A 17,670-nucleotide genomic window follows, 5' to 3' on the forward strand; every position below is an offset into this window, starting at 1 on the left:
CCACCCGTCCCGCAAATAAAACGGGAGGCTTGCGCCCCCCGGTTTGTTACGCAATCTTTACTTTTTCCGCTTGTCCGAGGTCTTCTGCGCTTCCGGTACGGCCGCATACGCGGCCGGGTCGCCGGAGTCGGTCGGATTGGCAAACACGGCCTTCAATTGCGGCGGCATGGGGAATTTCAGGTTGATGTTTTTCGGCGGGATAGGCGAGGTAAACCATTTCGCGTAAATGCGGTTGATGTCGTCGCTTTTGTACAGGCGAATCAGCGCATCGTCGACCACTTTCTTGAAGGCCGGGTCGCCCTTGCGCAGCATGATGCCGTACGGCTCGACCGACAGCGCTTCCTTGGTGATTTCGTAGTCGTTCGGGTTTTTCGAGTTGGCCACTTGCGACGCCAGCAAAATGTCGTCGTTGGCTTCAGCCACCGCGCGGCCCGTTTCCAGCATCAGGAACGACTCGGGATGATCCTTGCCGACGGCGATATTCATGCCCAGGTTCTTTTCCTTGTTCAGGATGGTCATCTGCTTGATGGTCGACGTGCCGGCCGTGGCGACCAGGGTCTTGCCGCGCAAGTCTTCCAGCGTCTTGATGTTCGAGGATTTTTTCGCCAGCACGCGGTTGCCGATGACGAACATGGTCGGGGCGAATGCCACTTGCTGCTGGCGCTCCAGGTTATTCGTCGTCGAACCGCATTCGAGGTCGATGGTGCCGTTGGCCATCAGCGGGATGCGGTTGGCCGAGGTGACGGGGCTCATCACCACTTTCAGTTCGCTCAGGCCCAGATGCTTTTGCAGGGCGGTGACGACTTTCATGCACAGGTCGATCGAATAACCCTGGTATTGCTGTTTGTCGTCGAGATAGGAGAAGGGCACGGAGCCGTCGCGCACACCGAGGGTGACGGAACCGGCTTTCTTGATCTTGGCCAAGGTGCCGGTCAATTCCTGAGCCTGGACTGGCGACATGCTGCTGATGACACCGACGCTGAGCAGCGTGGCGAAGATTTTGGTCAATTTCATAAATTCTCCTGGGCGGACAAATCGGATGGACTCCGAACGAAACAACTGTGGTGCAGACGCCACCATTGGAATTAATTTTATTTCATTTTCAGCACCCGACCAGCCATTTTCTGCGATTGCCCGCAAATAGGCGCTATACGCGCGCTGGAATCAGCGCGGCTGTAGCATTTTTCCTACTGATTTCACATTCCCGATTTATTTTGCCGGCGCCAGACCCGCCAACTCGTCCTCTTGCGCCTCATCGTCCATGTTCGCCTGCTGGCGTTGCCACATCTGCGCATACAGGCCGTCGAGCGCCAGCAATTGCGGATGCGTGCCCCTCTCGACGATGCGGCCATGGTCGAGCACGAGGATTTGCTGAGCGTCGGCCACCGTCGACAAACGGTGCGCAATGACCAGGGTGCTGCGGTTTTTGGCGATGTCCTTCAGCTGCGACTGGATAGCCTGTTCGGCCTTGGAGTCGAGCGCCGAAGTGGCTTCGTCGAAGATCAATATCGCCGGGTCTTTCAGCAAGGTGCGGGCAATCGCCACGCGCTGCTTTTCGCCGCCCGACAGTTTCAAGCCCCGCTCGCCCACCATGGAGTTGTAGCCATCTGGCAAGCTTTCAATAAAATCATGGATCGATGCCGCTTTCGCCGCCGCCACGATGGCGTCCTTGCTGGCGCCCGGCTTGCCGTAGGCGATGTTGTATTCGATGGTGTCGTTGAACAGCACCGTATCCTGCGGCACGATGCCGATGGCCGCGCGCAGAGAATCCTGCGTGATATGGCGCAAATCCTGGCCATCGATGGTGATGCCGCCGCCATCGACTTCATAGAAGCGGAACAGCAAGCGCGACAGGGTCGACTTGCCCGAGCCGCTGTGGCCCACCACGGCCGTCGTCGTACCTGCGGGGATCTGGAAATTCACGTCGAACAGGATTTGCCGCTTGGCTTCGTAGCTGAAATTCACATGTTCAAAACGCACGGCCGCGCCCCGTGTGACGAGCGGCTGGGCGTCCGACGTGTCGGCAATTTCGCGGTTCTCGTTCAGCAAGGAAAACAAGCGTTCCATGTCGGCCAGGCTTTGCTTGATTTCGCGGTAAATGACGCCCAGGAAATTGAGGGGGATATACAGCTGGATCATGAAGGCGTTCACCAGCACCAGGTCGCCCAGGGTCATCGTGCCGGCGATCACGCCCACCGTGGCTCGCCACAGGATCAGGGTGACGGCCGTGGCGATGATCAGGGACTGGCCCGTGTTGAGCAGGGACAGGGAAGTCTGCGATTTCACGGCCGCCGATTCATAGCGCTGCAAGCCTTCGTCGTAGCGCTTCGCTTCGTAATCCTCGTTGCCGAAATATTTGACGGTTTCATAGTTGATCAGCGAATCGATGGCCTTGGTATTGGCTTTGGAATCGAGGTCGTTCATGGTGCGGCGGAAATGCGTGCGCCAATTCGTCACCAGCACGGTAAATGCGATGTAGGACACGAGCGCCACGGCCGTGATGACGGTGAACCAGATATCGTAATGCAAGACCAGGTAGCCGAGCACAAGGGTGATTTCCACCAGGGTCGGCAAGATGTTGAACAAGGTGTAGGAAATGAGCGAGCCGACGCTGCGCGTGCCCCGTTCGATGTCGCGCGTCATGCCGCCCGTCTGGCGGTTCAGGTGGAAGCGCAGGGACAGCGCGTGCAGGTGGCGGAACACTTGCAGCGCGATGGTGCGCACGGCCCGCTGCGTGACCCGGGCGAACAGGAATTCGCGCAGCTCCGTAAACAAGGTGGTCGACAGGCGCAGCAAGCCGTAGGCCACCAGCAAGCCGACGGGCAGCACCAGCAGCGCTTGCGGATGGGCCGCCGTGATCGTCATGGCGTCGACGAGTTTTTTCAGGATGAGGGGCACGCCCACATTGGCCAGCTTGGCGCCCACCAGGCATAGCAGCGCCAGCAGCACCCGCCATTTGTAGACCCAGAGATACGGCAGCAAGGTCTTGATGGTGGCGAAATCGCTGTGGCTGGCGGAAGCGGGCGAGCGGGGCGGAGGGGAAGTCTGGGAACGGCGCATGGCGAAGGTCGGCTTTTTATGGTTCAATCGGGGCAATTGTAGCCTTTCATGAGAATAAAAGATGAGCACCTCCCCAGACCGTCCCGACAACTGCCTCGCCTCCGGCCTGCCCGCCGGAAAAATGCCGGAATTGCGCATGATGCCCGCGCCGTCCGACGCCAATGTGTACGGCGACGTCTTCGGCGGCTGGATCATGGCGCAAGTCGATATCGCCGGTTCCTTGCCGGCCACCCGGCGCGCCAACGGCCGCGTGGCCACCATCGCCGTCAATTCCTTCGTCTTCAAAAATCCCGTCTTCGTCGGCGATCTGCTCTCCTTCTACGCCGACATCGTCAAGGTTGGCAATACCTCGATCACCGTCAATGTCGAGGTATATGCCGAGCGCAACCGCCTGCAGGCATGCATCGTGAAAGTCACGGAAGCAACCCTGATCTACGTGGCGACGGACTCCGACCGCAAGCCGCGCAAGGTGCCGCCGATCGAGACCTTGCTGTCACCTTGATTGTCGCAATCATTCCACACCATGGATAGCCAGCGCCGCATTTTCCTGCAAAGCGCTGCGCGCATCACGGCACTGGCCGCGGCCGGCAGCGTGCTGTCCGGTTCCAGCGCGAGCGCCGCCACGCGCATGAATGGCGCCGGCTATCCGTTTGCGCTCGGTGTCGCTTCCGGTTCGCCCTTGTCCGACGCCGTCGTGCTGTGGACACGCATCTGCCACGACCCGCTGCACGCAGCCGCCACGCCCGCCATCGCCCTAAACGTGCGCTGGGAAGTGGCCGAAGACGAGGCGTTTCGCCGCATCGCCGCCAAGGGCCAGGCCACGGCCATGCCCGCCCTCGCGCACAGCGTACACGTCGACGCGGGCGGTCTCGCGCCCGGGCGCTGGTACTGGTACCGCTTCATGCTGGGCGACGCCGTCAGTCCCGTGGGTCGCACGCGCACGGCGCCCGAACCCGGCGCCATGCCTTCCTCGCTGAAACTGGCCGTCGCCTCGTGCCAGCACTGGGAATTCGGCGCCTATGCGGCGCACCGGCACATCGCCGCGGCCGCGCCCGACTTGGTGGCCTTTCTTGGCGACTACATCTATGAGTGGGGGCCGTACCAGCTGCAACATCCGGGCCGGGCCGTGCGCACGCATGAAAGTTTCAGCCTGGACGACTACCGCGCCCGCTACGCGCAATACAAGAGCGACCGCGACTTGCAGGGCGCGCACCTGGCCGCGCCGTGGATCGTCACCTGGGACGACCATGAAGTGGCCAACGATTACGGCAACGACCGCGACGAATTGCTCACGCCCACTTTTTTGCAGCGCCGCGCAGCCGCCTACCAGGCGTTTTATGAACACATGCCGCTGCGTTTGCTGCCGCTGGGCCGGCGGGGCTTTGTCGACATGCGCATCTATCAGCGCTACGACTGGGGCCGCCTGGCGCGCTTCCACGTGCTGGACGACCGGCAATACCGCGCCTATCACGCGTGCGCCAGGCCGGGCCGCGGCGGCTCCAATTCCGTCACCACGCGCAACTGTCCCGACTTGCTGAAACCGCAGCGCACGATGCTGGGAGAAGAACAGCAGCGCTGGCTGCAAGCGGGCCTCGATGATTCCCCGGCGCGCTGGAATATTGTGGCCCAGCAAACCCTGATGGCGCAATCGAGCCAGGTGCCCATCGTGCGGCTCGGCGACGAACGCGTCTGGACCGATGGCTGGGATGGCTACCCGATGGCGCGCCAGCACCTGCTCGACGCCTTGCAAAGCAGCAAGGCCAGCAACCCGCTGGTGCTGTCGGGCGACGTGCACACTTTCTATGCCACCGAACTGAGCCGCAACGCCATGCGGCCCACCGGCAAGAACAATCCCGTGCTGGCCGCCGAGTTTTGCGGTACATCGATTACCTCGAGTTCCCGCCCGCAGGCGCGCACGGAACAGTATGTGGCGATGAACCCGCACATCCGCTACGGGCGCAGCGACAAGCGCGGCTATATGTTGATGCACATCACGCCGGAGAAAACCACGACCCTGTTCCAGGGCCTGGAGAACGTGCGCGACAGCGCGTCGAGCATCGCGACACTGGCCCGCTTTACCGTCCAGGACGGCAAGGCGGGCGTGCAGCGCAGCTAGCAAATGCTTTTCAAGCCATCGCGGTAGCGCCGGCTGACGGGCACTTCGCCGCCCGTGGACAGCATGGCGCGCGCATCGCCCGATTCCAGTGGTGTGATTGCCTGCACAAAATCGAGGTTGACGATATAGCTGCGGTGCACGCGCACGAACCGCTTGCCGTCCAGGCGGCGCTCGATGGCGGCCATGGTCGAGCGCAGCGGGTAATCGTGGCCACGCACGTGCAAATTCACATAGTTGCCCCAGGCCTGTATCCATTCGATGTCGCCGGCGGGCAAGAGAAAATCCTTGCCCAGCTTGCGCACCAGGAAGCGCTCCGGCTGCTGCACCGGCTCCACGGCCGGCCCTTCGTCGGGTTCGCCCAGCAGGGTCGCTTCGCCTTGCCAGCGCATCAGCAGCAACTGGTAAAAGCCCACGGCCAGCAAGACGAGGAAGTAAGCACGCACATCTTTCAGGTATTCATACGGCAACTCGCGCCACCAGGCGCCAAAATCATAGTGGCTGTCCTGGCTCCAGTACGCCAGCTTGCGCAAGGCCACCATGGCCGCCACATGCACGAGGCTGTAGACGACCGACGCCGCCAGGTGCCAGCGCAGGTTCTGGCGCTGGAACACCAGATGCAGCGGCCGGTACTGTCCCGCCAGCACGACCACGGGCACCAGCGCCAGCAGCACGAGATTGCTGCTCCATTCCCACACGGCCACTTCCCAGAACGGCGTATTGACCCCGGTGCGCTGCAGGTCCAGCCACACGAGCCAGCTGTTGACGCTGGCCTGCAACAGAGTCAGCACGATCCAGAATCCTGGCTCGGCCACGCGACGCCAGCGTTGATAACGTTGCAATAATTCAGTGGAAGCGATGTGCATGGGCTCGGACGATAAATTGGTTACATGATTGTAAGGTCCCACACCCGTCCCAGGCGATCCATTCGTCCCAGCCAGCCGTCCACTAGTCCCATTTTGCTGGCTCGCGGCCCCGCCGCTGCCTATGCTGGGGCCTTCTTCATCAATCGCCCACGATCATGACCTTGGACTCCCGCCGCCACGATATCGACGCCTTGCGCTTTCTCGTCTTCAGCCTGCTGATTGTCTATCACACCGCCCTGCTGTACATGGATGGATGGCATTTTCACATGCACAGCAGCTACGTCACCGATGCCTTGAACATGCCGCTGGTCTTCCTCAACCGCTGGCGCATGGAAATCGTCTTCCTCATCTCCGGCGTCTCGTGCGCCATGATGACGCAGGCCTCGCGCGGCGCCTTCCTGTGGCGCAGGATCAAGCGCCTGCTGCTGCCGCTGCTGTTCGGCATCGCCGTGATCATTCCCGTCCAGCCATATTGCGAAGGCGTCGGCAAGGGCCTGGTCGAGCCTGGTTATGGACAGTTCCTGCTCCATTATTTTGGCGGCTACGCCTGGCCCGCAGGCGCCTTCGATGGCTGGCAATATGGCTTTACCTGGAACCATCTGTGGTATCTCGTGTACTTGCTGCTGTACATCGTCGTGCTGGTGGCGCTGCAGCCGCTGCTGGAGCGGATGAAACCGTACTTCCAGCATCTGCGCGGCGGGCGTTTGCTCGTCCTGCCAGCCATACCACCCTTGGCGGCCATGGTCTTCCTCAAAATGCGCTATCCGGAAACCCATGCGGTAGTACACGACTGGTATGCGCACGCCATGTATTTCACGATGTTCGTGTATGGCTGGTGGCTGGGCAATGACAAGGGATTGTGGGCGGAACTGGCGCGCCTGCGCTGGCATACGCTGTGGCTGGGCCTGGGCGCGTTTGCCGTGTACATGGGGTTCGACCAGATTTATTCGGAGAATCTGCTGACCTGGGCCTCGTTCGGCTCCTGGCCCATGCGCAACCTGTATATGTGGCTGGCCATCTGCGCCATTCTGGGCTGGTCGCATACGCTCCTGAACCGCCCTTTTGCCTGGCTGCCATGGGCGCGCCAGGCCGTCTTTCCCTGGTACATATTGCACCAGAGCGCGATCATCGTGCTGGCCTACTGGCTCGTGCCCCTGAAGCTTGGGCCAGTGGTGGAACCACTGCTGGTACTGGCCGGCACGGTGGCGACCTGCTGGCTGGGGACGTCGCTGCTGATCAGCAAGGTGAGCTGGCTACGCCCCTGCTTCGGCTTGCCCGCCCGGCCAGCACGGAAGCTGGCGGCGGACACAGCCCTGGCCGCGAACTAGGCAACCTTCTTTTCGTCGCGCAATTGACGGCGCAAGATCTTGCCGACATTGGTCTTCGGCAATTCATCGCGGAACTCGATGTATTTCGGTTTCTTGTAGGCCGTCAATTCATGCTTGCAATGCTCGCGGATCTGTTCCACCGTCAAGTTCGGATCCTTGCGCACGACAAACACTTTCACGGCTTCACCCGCGTTGGCGTCCGGCACGCCGATGCACGCGCATTCAAGCACGCCCGGGCAGGAAGCGACCACGTCTTCCACCTCGTTCGGATACACATTGAAGCCGGACACGATGATCATGTCTTTCTTGCGGTCCACGATTTTTACGTAGCCGCGTTCATCCATGACACCCACGTCGCCCGTCTTGAAAAAGCCGTCTGCCGTCATCGACTTGGCCGTCTCGTCCGGACGCTGCCAGTAGCCGGCCATCACTTGCGGGCCGCGTACGGCGATCTCGCCCGGCTCGCCCAGCGGCACTTCCACGCCATCGTCATTGAGAATCGCCACTTCCGTCGACGGGAAAGGCAAGCCGATGGTGCCCGTAAATTCCGTGATGTCGACGCGGTTGCCCGTCACCACGGGCGACGTTTCCGACATGCCATAGCCTTCGATCAGCGGGCAGCCCGTCAGTTTCAGCCAGCGTTCGGCCACGTTGCGCTGCAAGGCCATGCCGCCGCCATTGCATACTTTGTAGCTGGAAAAATCGAGCTTGGCGAAGTCGGCATTGTTCAGCAGCGCGTTGTACAAGGTGTTGACGGCCGGGAACACGACGATCTTGTGCTTGGACAATTCCTTGACGAAACCAGGAATGTCGCGCGGGTTGGGGATCAGCACGTTCAAGCCGCCCACGCGCATGCCCATCAGGGCGCTGACCGTCAGCGAATAGATGTGATACAGGGGCAAGGCGCACATGAATCCCATCGAGGTAGCGCGCATTTCATTGGTCATCACGGGCGAAATCCACGCCTCGTTTTGCAGCACGTTAGCGATCACGTTACGGTGCAACAACATCGCCCCTTTCGACACGCCCGTCGTGCCGCCCGTATATTGCAGGAAGACGATATCGTCATGCCCCTGCTGCACCGGCGTCAGGGTCAAGCGTGCGCCTTCGGCCAGCATCTTGTTGAAACTGATGGCGCCCGGCAAGGAAAACGCGGGCACCATTTTCTTGATCTTGCGCACGACGAAGTTGACGATGGTGCCCTTCAGTCCGCCCAGCATGTCGCCCATGGTGGCGACGATCACGTGCTTGACCTGCGTGTGCGGCAGCACTTGCTCGACCGTGGTGGCGAAGTTTTCCAGCACGATGATCGCTTCGCTGCCCGAATCGATCAGCTGATGCTGCAATTCACGGGGCGTGTACAGCGGGTTGACGTTGACCACCGTGTAGCCGGCGCGCAAAATCGCCGCCATGGCCACCGGATACTGGAGCACGTTCGGCAGCATGATCGCCACGCGCGCGCCCGTCTTCAGCCCCTTGCTTTGCAGCCAGGCGCCCATCTGCAGCGACAGCTTGTCGAGCTCGCGGTAGGTGAGGAATTTATCCATGCACACGAACGCGTTGCGGTCCGCGTATTTCTGAAACGACTCTTCCAGCAAATGCGTGACGGACCGGTATTGCGTGCAATCAATCTCTGTGGGAACGCTGTCCGGGTACGACTTCAACCAAATCTTGTCCATCTATGCCTCATCTTTATCTGTAGAAAGGGTGTGCAGCCTGATGCGCACACCCTGCACTGTTTATGCTGCTGTCTTCGTTTCGTCACGCAGGGCGCGACGCAAAATCTTGCCGACGTTGGTCTTCGGCAGTTCATCGCGGAACTCGATGTATTTCGGCCGCTTGTAGCCTGTGAATTGTTCCTTGCAATACGCGGCCAGCACTGCCTGGGTCAGGTTTGGATCCTTGCGCACGACAAACACTTTCACGGCTTCGCCAGAATGTTCGTCCGGCACGCCCACGCAGGCGCACTCGAGCACGCCCGGATGGGCCGCGATGACGGCTTCCACTTCGTTCGGATACACATTGAAGCCGGAGACGAGGATCATGTCTTTCTTGCGGTCGACAATCTTCACGTAACCGCGCTCGTCCATGATGCCCACGTCGCCCGACTTGAAGTAGCCATCAGGCGTCATGACCTTGGCCGTTTCATCGGGACGGTTCCAGTAGCCGCTCATCACTTGCGGGCCACGAATGGCGATTTCGCCCGTCTGGCCCAGCGGTACTTCCTTGCCGTCATCGTCGAGGATGGCGATATCGGTTGATGGCACGGGCAAACCGATGGTGCCGGAAAACACCGTGGTATCGGCGCGGTTGCAGGTGGCGACGGGCGACGTTTCCGACAGGCCATAGCCTTCGATAATGGACACGCCCGTCACTTGCAGCCATTTATCGTTGACGGCTTGCTGCACCGCCATGCCGCCGCCATTGGCGATCTTCAATCCCGAGAAATCGAGCTTGGCGAAATCGGGATGGTTCACCAGCGCGTTATACAGCGTATTGACCGCTGGCAGCAGGTTGAATTTGTACTTGCCCAGCTCCTTGATCAGGCCCGGGATATCGCGCGGATTCGGGATCAGGATATTCAGGGCGCCCACGCGCGTGCCCCACATCGCGCACGCCGTCAGGGCAAAGATATGGTACAGCGGCAAGGCGCAAACGACGATCATCTGTTCCTTGCTGTTCTGGTCGAGCGCCGCGCCCGACCACGCTTCGCTCTGCAGCACATTGGCGATCACATTGCGGTGGCTCAAGGTTGCGCCTTTCGACACGCCCGTCGTGCCGCCCGTGTATTGCAGGAAGGCAGCGTCATTGATGCTCAGCTCGACAGGCGTGAGTTTCATGCGGCTGCCCAGCGCCAGCGCCTGCTTGAAACGCATGGCGTTCGGCAAGGAATACGCGGGCACCATCTTCTTGACGTTGCGCACGACAAAATTGACGATCGCGCCCTTCAAGCCGCCCAGCATTTCGCCCATGCTGGCCACGATGATGTGCTTGACTGCCGTCTTGGCCAGCACCTGCTCCAAGGTATGGGCAAAGTTTTCCAGCACGATGATCGCCTCGCTGCCCGAATCGTTGAGCTGATGCTCGAGTTCGCGCGGCGTATAGAGAGGATTGACGTTGACTACCGTGTAGCCGGCGCGCAAGACGGCGGCGATCGCCACCGGATACTGGAGCACGTTCGGCATCATCAGGGCCACACGCGCCCCCTTTTTCAGGCCACGGCTTTGCAGCCAGGCACCAAGCTGGCGCGAATAGGTATCGAGTTCGGCATAGGTGAGAAATTTGTCCATGCAGACATAGGCATTGCGATCCGCATATTTTTGAAACGCTTCTTCCAGCAGATGCACCAGCGAACGATATTGATCAGGATCGATGTCGGCGGGGACGCCGGGAGGATACGACTTCAGCCAAATTTTTTCCATCCTGTGCCTCTTTGTCTCGAATAATCGTGGGGGAGCCGGCGCACCCTGCCGGCGCGGATCATTGCTGCGGATTCTGTTGTCCTGCAGTCAGTTTGAGCATTCTGACGAGCAATTGCTCTATGCTACTAATGCGATGCTATCGGGCGCCGCGCTTCCATGCAAGCGCTTTCAACAGTATTCGAGCGGCAACTCTAGGGGTATTTTATGCTGCAACGCAACATGATAAATACACTGTTGCAGGATCGTCTGGCTCGGCGTACGGGACAATCTTTACGGGTCAGGGGCTGGACAATTGTTCCAGCGCAAGCCTGCGCTCAGGCTTGTTCATCTGGGCCATTGTGTGCACTGCAGCATAAAAAGCACGAAAGTTCTTTTTTTCTTCCAGCAATTTTTTGAAGGCAGGCAAAAATTCATTGTAGGTAGACACGGAAGCCAGGTGCGCATTGCTCAACGGCTGCTCGAACCAGCGGTCGTAACCGGCAAAGCCACCCCAGTTTTTCTTCAGCACCTGATACGCGTCTTGCAATGCCGCAAACACTTGCGCCTTGCGCGCACGCTTGTCCGCATCGCTGGCATCGCTCGCATACACGGCTTCCAGTTCGCCCCGGTATGTCAGCAGCAGGGCCAGGAAATCCTGGCGCCGCGCCGCATACTGGGCGTACGCGGCGCGCATCGCGTCATTGCCCTCGCGCGCCAGCCAGTGCTGCACGCCCGCCTCTTCCACGGCACTGGCAAACGACTCGTTGAAGGCCGAATCGCCGGGCACGTACACCACCTGGTGCGCCAGTTCATGAAAAATCAGGCGCGCCAGTTCCGCATCGTTGTAATTGATAAAGGTCGACAGCAAGGGATCGTCGAACCAGCCCAGGGTCGAATACGCGGGCACGCCGCCCACCTGCACGTCGTAATGCTGGGTCCGCAACTCGTCGGCATACGCGAGCGCCTCCTCCTTGCTGTAATAACCGCGGTAATTGACGCAGCCGGCGATGGGAAAACACCATTGCAGCGGCTGCAGCGACAGTTCCGGCGTGGCCACCACGTTCCACAGCACGAAGGGGCGCCGCAGCGAGGCGTAGTTCTTGTAGCTGCCATTGTCGGGCAAATCCAGCTCGCTGACGGCAAAGCGGCGAATCTGCTGCGCCTTGGCCAGGCGCACTTTCAGGCGCGGTTCGGTGGCCGGGTCATCGAGCCAGTCGCCGATGGGGCGCGCGCCTGACCACAGCGCATATTGTCCCTGCGCCGCCTGCGTGTAGTAACGCAGCTGCGTGCAGCCGCCCAGCGACAGGCACAGCATGCCGACAAGCAAGCGGGCCGGCCAGCGCGCCATGGTCAGCCAGCCTTTTCCACTTCGACCAGCGTATCGTAGAAGGTCGGCGCGCGGCCCATGTCCGTCAAGCGCTGGCTCGTCACTTCATTGGCGTTCTTGCCGTCGCTGGCCAGTTTCTTCCACCATACGGACAAGCCCACCACCAGGCCGCGTCTCGCCTTGTCCGTCACCCTGGCCTTGGCAACGAAGCTGCCGCGGTCGTTGAAGATGCGCACCATGTCGCCAGCCGCGATGCCGCGCGCGGCGCAGTCGTCAGGGTGGATATCGAGGTGCGGCTCGCCTTCGGCCGCGCGCAAGCTTTTCACGTTCACAAAGGTGGAGTTGAGGAAGTTGCGTGCCGGCGGAGAAATCATGGCCAGCGGATAACGGGCCGCCAGCCCGGGATTGCTGGCCAGCGATTCGTGCGGCGCGATGTACGCCGGCAAGGGATCGAGTCCCGCCTGCGCCATGGCGCTGGAATACAACTCGCACTTGCCCGATGGCGTGGGGAAACCGCCTGTGGCAAATGGCGCCTCGGCCATGGCCAGCTTTTGCCAGCCCGTGCGTTTCAGCGATTCCCAATCGAAATGCACGGCGCGCGCATCGCTCGTATCGAACGCCTTGGCCGCCAGCGCGTCGTCGCTTTCCTGGAAGCACGGGTCATCAAAGCCCATGTGCTGCGCCAGCAGGCGGAAGATTTCCGTATTCGCCTTCGCTTCGCCCAGCGGCGCCACGGCCGCGTTATTCGCCATCATGTACAGGTGGCCGTAGGTGGAGTGCGCATCGACATGTTCCAGCTGCGTGGTGGCGGGCAACACGATGTCGGCGTAATCGACGGTATCGGTCTGGAAATGCTCGAGCACGACCGTAAACAAGTCTTCGCGGGCGAAACCCTGCGCTACTTTCGATGAGTCGGGTGCCACGGCCAGCGGGTTCGAGTTGTAGACGATCACGGCCTCGACTTGCGGGCCGAACTCGGCGGAACTTTCTTTCAATAAATCGTCGCCGATGGTGCTCATGTTGATGGTACGCGGCGTGCCTTTGAGCAAATCCGGACGCTGCAGGGCTTTGCGGTTGACGGGGAAGGAACCCGAGCTCGACAGCTGCATGCCGCCGGCCGGATGGCGCCAGGCGCCCGTCAGCGCAGGCAGGCAGGCGATATTACGCACGGCCATGCCGCCGCCATGCACGCGCTGCACGCCGTAGTTGGCACGGATGGCGGCGCCCTCGCCAGAGCGGCATGCCTGGCCGTACAGGCGCGCCAGTTCCAGCACTTCCGTAGCCGTGATGCCGCACACCCCGGCCACGCGCTCGGGCGGCCATTCCAGGGCCCGCTGTTTCAGTTCAGCATAGCCGATGGTGTACTGCGCGATATAGTCGTGGTCGACCAAGTCTTCCGTGATCAGCACATGCATCAAGCCCAGCGCCAGGGCCGCATCGGTACCCGGCAGCAAGGCGATATGCTGGTGGCATTTTTCGGCCGTCAGCGAGCGGTAGGGATCGATGGCAATCAGGGTCGCGCCATTGCGCTTGGCCTCTTGCGCGCGCATCCAGAAGTGCAGGTTCGAGGCGATCGGGTTGCCGCCCCAGATGATGATCAATTTCGCGTTCTGGAACTGCTCCATGTCCGTGCCGATGCTGGCGCCCACCGTGTAGCGGTAGCCCGTGGCGCCGGCCGAGGCGCAGATGGTGCGGTCCAGCAGGGACGCGCCGAGCTGGTTGAAGAAGCGCGAGGACATCGATTCTCCTTGCACCAGGCCCATGGTGCCGCAGTAGCTGTACGGCAAGATCGCCTGCGGATCGCGCGCGGCGATCGGTTTCAAGCGGGCGGCGATGGTCTGCAGCGCTTCTTCCCAGCTGATGCGCTCGAACTTGCCTTCGCCCTTTTTTCCCACGCGGCGCAGCGGATACAGCAGGCGGTCCGCATGGTAGGTGCGCTCCGTGAAGCGCGATACCTTCGTGCACAGCACGCCAGCCGTGGTCGGATGGTCAGGATCGCCCTTGACGGCCGTGGCCACCCCATCGGTCACGGTGACCAGCAAGGCGCAGGTATCGGGGCAGTCGAGCGGGCAGGCGGCGCGCACTTGGGTGGTGGTCATGGGGCAATCCAAAAACGTTGGGGGAAGGCGATACTGTAAACCATTCCGCGCGCTTGCTGTTGGCGCCGTGGCAAGCACGTCCGTGCGCTGGATTTACCCGGCAAACAAGGGCTACAATGCACTATTAGCCGCGCCTGTTTTCGATCAAGCAAGCGCGGTTCGGCGCGCCATACATTGCTGCGTGCCAGCATCCACAGGAGAGTCCCATGAAACTAGTTGATCCGATCTTGGCGTTTCAATCCGAGCTGCAAGGTATCCGCCGCGACCTGCACGCGCATCCCGAGCTGTGCTACGAAGAACAGCGCACCTCGGACGTGGTCGCCGCCAAGCTGACGGAATGGGGCATCCCCGTGGTGCGCGGCCTGGGCCGCACTGGCGTGGTCGGTATCATCAAAAATGGCACGTCGACACGGGCCATCGGCCTGCGCGCCGACATGGATGCCTTGCCGATGCAGGAAATGAATACCTTCGAGCATGCTTCACGCCACCCGGGCAAGATGCACGCCTGCGGCCACGATGGCCATACGGCGATGCTGCTGGGCGCCGCCCATTATCTGGCACAACACCGCCATTTCGACGGCACCGTGTATCTGGTCTTCCAGCCGGCCGAGGAAGGCGGCGCCGGCGCGCGCGAAATGATCGAAGACGGCTTGTTTACGCGCTTTCCCATGGATGCCATCTACGGCATGCACAACTGGCCAGGCGCCGAAACGGGTACCCTGAGCGTGGTGGAAGGGCCCATGATGGCGTCCAGCAATGAATTCCACGTCACCGTCAAAGGCAAGGGCGCCCACGCGGCCCAGCCTCACAAAGGCATCGACCCCGTCATGGTGGCCGTGCAAATCGCGCAAAGCTGGCAAACCGTCATCACGCGCAACAAGAGTCCGCTCGACACGGCCGTGCTGTCGATCACGCAAATCCATGCAGGCAGCGCCACCAATGTGATTCCCGATGACGCCAGCCTGGTCGGCACCGTGCGCACTTTCACCAAGCCCGTGCTGGACTTGATCGAAGAGCGCATGCGCGAGATCGCCGTGCACACGGCCGCCGCCTTTGGCGCCGAAGTCGATTTCCACTTCAAGCGCAACTATCCGCCGCTGGTCAACCACCCGAAAGAAACGGCGTTTGCCGTCGAAGTCATGAAAAGCGTGGTGGGCGCGGACAAGGTCAACGCAAATGTCGAGCCGACCATGGGCGCCGAAGATTTCGCCTTCTTCCTGCAAGAAAAGGCCGGCTGCTACATCTTCATCGGCAATGGTGATGGCGAGCACCGCGATGGCGGCCACGGCCTGGGTCCGTGCGTCTTGCACAATGGCAGCTACGACTTCAACGACAATCTGTTGCCGATCGGCGCCAGTTTCTGGGTCAAGCTGGCCGAAGCGAGCCTGCCCATCGCTTGAATCAGCTCAGCTGATCCGGACCGGCGCCCAGACGCTGGCCCGGATTCAACGCTTCCAGGGCCAGCAAGGCCGCCGCGTGATCGGCCGTCGGGTGGCTGGTGGCCAGGGTTTCATAGCGCTGCGTCACCAGTTGCGTCACCGGCAAGGTGACGTGGGCCGCTTCGGCCGCCGCGAGAATGTTGTGCATATCCTTGATCTGGCTCTTCACCTGGCCACCGGCAACAAAATTACGCTCCAGCATGCGCTGGCCATGCACCTCCAGAATCTTGCTCTCTGCAAAACCGCCACGAATGGCCGCCCGCACGGCGCTCGCATCGGCGCCCGCCGCCTGGGCCAGCAACAGCGCTTCTGCCACGATCGTCAATGTCGCACCGACGATCAGCTGATTGCACAGCTTGGCTACTTGACCGCTGCCGGCCGGGCCCACCAGAGTCGGGCGGCCCATGGCCGACAGAATCGTTTCAACCTTCGTGTAATCGCTGGCGCTGGCGCCTGCCATGATGGCCAGGGTGCCCGCCTGTGCGCCGCCAACGCCACCCGACACGGGCGCATCGATGAAGCCGTGCCCCGCAGCGTGCAAAATGGCATGAAATTGCTGGGCTTCCGATTGCTTGGTGGAACTCATGTCGACCCAGAGCGCACCAGTGGACAAGGCCGGCAGCGCCTCTTGCAGCACTTGCGCCACGATGGGACCGGCTTCCAGCATCGAGATGACCACGTCCGCGCCGCTGACCGCCTCAGCCACGGAAACGGCGGGCTGCGCCCCTGCCGCACGCAGGACTTGGGCCTTGCTGTGCGTGCGATTCCAAATTGTGACAGAATATCTAGCGCGCAGCAGGCACCGAACCATCGGCCCTCCCATCAGGCCAATACCGAGAAATGCGATTTTTGTAGACAATGTCAATTCAACCTCTGAGATCAAACAGGTGGCGGGAGTAGTGTGCAAAACTAAGTAATCCTCGGGAAATTAGTGTGAATTTATGACGAACAGAACCGGATGCTATGCAAGGCGCTCGCTGCGACGCAGTGCGAGCACTGCGAGCAGTGAGCAACGCCGCAGAGCGCCGGTTATGAAAGTCAGAAATCACAATAATTTATTGGGGGGTTACTTTAGGTGCCTGCGCAAACAAGACAAGCCTGACGGCCAATTTTACGATGAAAGTCTCTATGTCCTTCAAGAAGAATCTCCTCAAATCCATCGCCGCCGTTGCCGCGCTGATGGCGGCTAACGCCGGCTTTGCCGCCGACGACAAACTGATCGACTCCGTCTACGGCGAATATGCCAAGGGCGTGAAGGTACAAATGGTACGCGCTGGCGTGACCTCGAACTGGGATAAAGCCTGGTTTGTATCGAATGGCACGCAGCTGAGCGGTTACTGGGATGCCAGCATCGGCGGCTGGGATGCCAAGAGCTATCAGAATGTCCCAGGACAGCACCAAAAACTGTGGGACCTGGGCTTTACTCCCGTGTTCCGTTTTGAAAACACGAACAAGCTAGGTTTTTATGCGGAAGCCGGCATCGGCGTGCACATGCTGTCGAAACTGTACAACAACGACGATGACCGCCTGTCGACCCACTTCCAGTTCGGCGACCATATCGGCGTCGGCTATGTCTTCAATAACAAATGGGAAGTCGCTGCGAAGATCCAGCATTTCTCGAACGGCGGCTACAAGAAACCAAATAGCGGCGTCAATTACATGAACGTCAAAGTCGCTTATCACTTTTAATGAAGGTGATAAATGACAAAGGCAGCGCGTAGCGCTGCCTTTTTTTCGTCTGTTGAACAGCCGGAGTCAGACCCTCCATGCCGCAAACGCAAAGTGCATAACTAACGGGCGAGGGGGTCTGACCGTAGGTCGGCTTAGCGCGCAGCGCGTAAGCCGACACCACCCGCGCCCCATAAACCCTCAGACGAAAAAAAACCCGCCAATTGCTTGACGGGTTTCTCTCTACTGCGAATAACAAGCCTGACGATAACCTACTTTCACACTGGTTGCAGCACTATCATCGGCGCAAAGTTGTTTCACGGTCCTGTTCGGGATGGGAAGGGGTGGGACCAACTTGCTATGGTCATC

13 protein-coding genes and 1 rRNA gene are annotated in these 17,670 nt (G+C 60.8%); 5 read left to right on the forward strand and 9 right to left on the reverse strand.

Translation table 11 applies throughout. The features are described 5' to 3' along the window. Positions 1–57: 57 nt before the first annotated feature. Positions 58–1,014 carry an amino acid ABC transporter substrate-binding protein gene (locus tag ACQ4WO_RS25080; RefSeq protein ID WP_166446591.1) on the reverse strand — a complete coding sequence of 319 codons (957 nt, stop codon included), beginning with the start codon at positions 1,012–1,014 and terminating at the stop codon, positions 58–60. 195 nt (positions 1,015–1,209) lie between these two features. Then, positions 1,210–3,060, reverse strand: a complete 1,851-nt coding sequence (locus ACQ4WO_RS25085) for an ABCB family ABC transporter ATP-binding protein/permease (RefSeq protein ID WP_436483704.1) — start codon at positions 3,058–3,060, stop codon at positions 1,210–1,212. 61 nt (positions 3,061–3,121) lie between these two features. Here ACQ4WO_RS25085 and ACQ4WO_RS25090 point away from each other — a divergent pair, with 61 nt between their 5' ends. Next, positions 3,122–3,562 carry an acyl-CoA thioesterase gene (locus tag ACQ4WO_RS25090; protein ID WP_052139932.1) on the forward strand — a complete coding sequence of 147 codons (441 nt, stop codon included), beginning with the start codon at positions 3,122–3,124 and terminating at the stop codon, positions 3,560–3,562. A 21-nt stretch (positions 3,563–3,583) separates the two neighbouring features. Continuing rightward, entirely contained in the window at positions 3,584–5,176 is a 1,593-nt protein-coding gene (locus ACQ4WO_RS25095) for an alkaline phosphatase D family protein (RefSeq protein WP_436483706.1), read from the forward strand. On the opposite strand, the gene ACQ4WO_RS25100 is transcribed toward ACQ4WO_RS25095, so the two are convergent. Then, positions 5,173–5,964, reverse strand: a complete 792-nt coding sequence (locus tag ACQ4WO_RS25100; RefSeq protein ID WP_436483708.1) for a LytTR family DNA-binding domain-containing protein — start codon at positions 5,962–5,964, stop codon at positions 5,173–5,175. The two genes, ACQ4WO_RS25095 and ACQ4WO_RS25100, sit on opposite strands and share 4 nt — an antisense overlap. A gap of 230 nt (positions 5,965–6,194) precedes the next feature. Here ACQ4WO_RS25100 and ACQ4WO_RS25105 point away from each other — a divergent pair, with 230 nt between their 5' ends. Then, a complete protein-coding gene (locus tag ACQ4WO_RS25105; protein WP_436483709.1) occupies positions 6,195–7,367 on the forward strand; it encodes an acyltransferase family protein in 1,173 nt (390 codons plus the stop codon). Here ACQ4WO_RS25105 and ACQ4WO_RS25110 read toward each other — a convergent pair. From ACQ4WO_RS25110 to ACQ4WO_RS25125, 4 genes are all read right to left on the reverse strand, one after another. After that, complete coding sequence (locus ACQ4WO_RS25110) at positions 7,364–9,046, reverse strand: long-chain-fatty-acid--CoA ligase (RefSeq protein WP_436483711.1); 1,683 nt, start codon at positions 9,044–9,046, stop codon at positions 7,364–7,366. The genes ACQ4WO_RS25105 and ACQ4WO_RS25110 overlap by 4 nt on opposite strands. A gap of 60 nt (positions 9,047–9,106) precedes the next feature. Further along, entirely contained in the window at positions 9,107–10,789 is a 1,683-nt protein-coding gene (locus tag ACQ4WO_RS25115) for a long-chain fatty acid--CoA ligase (RefSeq protein ID WP_034745464.1), read from the reverse strand. A gap of 277 nt (positions 10,790–11,066) precedes the next feature. Next, positions 11,067–12,116 (reverse strand): aminopeptidase, encoded by a 1,050-nt coding sequence (locus tag ACQ4WO_RS25120; protein ID WP_436483713.1) that lies wholly within the window; start codon positions 12,114–12,116, stop codon positions 11,067–11,069. A gap of 2 nt (positions 12,117–12,118) precedes the next feature. Beyond that, positions 12,119–14,194, reverse strand: a complete 2,076-nt coding sequence (locus ACQ4WO_RS25125; RefSeq protein ID WP_436483714.1) for a molybdopterin-containing oxidoreductase family protein — start codon at positions 14,192–14,194, stop codon at positions 12,119–12,121. A gap of 206 nt (positions 14,195–14,400) precedes the next feature. On the opposite strand from ACQ4WO_RS25125, the gene ACQ4WO_RS25130 reads away from it, so the two are divergent. Further along, positions 14,401–15,594: a M20 aminoacylase family protein gene (locus ACQ4WO_RS25130; RefSeq protein ID WP_436483716.1), complete on the forward strand. Its 1,194-nt coding sequence runs from the start codon at positions 14,401–14,403 to the stop codon at positions 15,592–15,594. Between the two features lies 1 nt (position 15,595). Here the strand turns inward: ACQ4WO_RS25130 and ACQ4WO_RS25135 are convergent, their stop codons facing one another. Next, entirely contained in the window at positions 15,596–16,492 is an 897-nt protein-coding gene (locus ACQ4WO_RS25135; protein ID WP_436483718.1) for an NAD(P)-dependent oxidoreductase, read from the reverse strand. Positions 16,493–16,761: 269 nt separating this feature from the next. Between ACQ4WO_RS25135 and ACQ4WO_RS25140 the strand changes: the two genes are divergently transcribed. Next, positions 16,762–17,322 (forward strand): acyloxyacyl hydrolase, encoded by a 561-nt coding sequence (locus tag ACQ4WO_RS25140; RefSeq protein ID WP_139090509.1) that lies wholly within the window; start codon positions 16,762–16,764, stop codon positions 17,320–17,322. 238 nt (positions 17,323–17,560) lie between these two features. Here the strand turns inward: ACQ4WO_RS25140 and rrf are convergent. After that, positions 17,561–17,670 (reverse strand): 5S ribosomal RNA (rrf, locus tag ACQ4WO_RS25145); the annotation flags it as partial.

The sequence above is a fragment of the Janthinobacterium aestuarii genome, assembly GCF_051380835.1.
GTDB lineage: Bacteria > Pseudomonadota > Gammaproteobacteria > Burkholderiales > Burkholderiaceae_D > Janthinobacterium > Janthinobacterium aestuarii.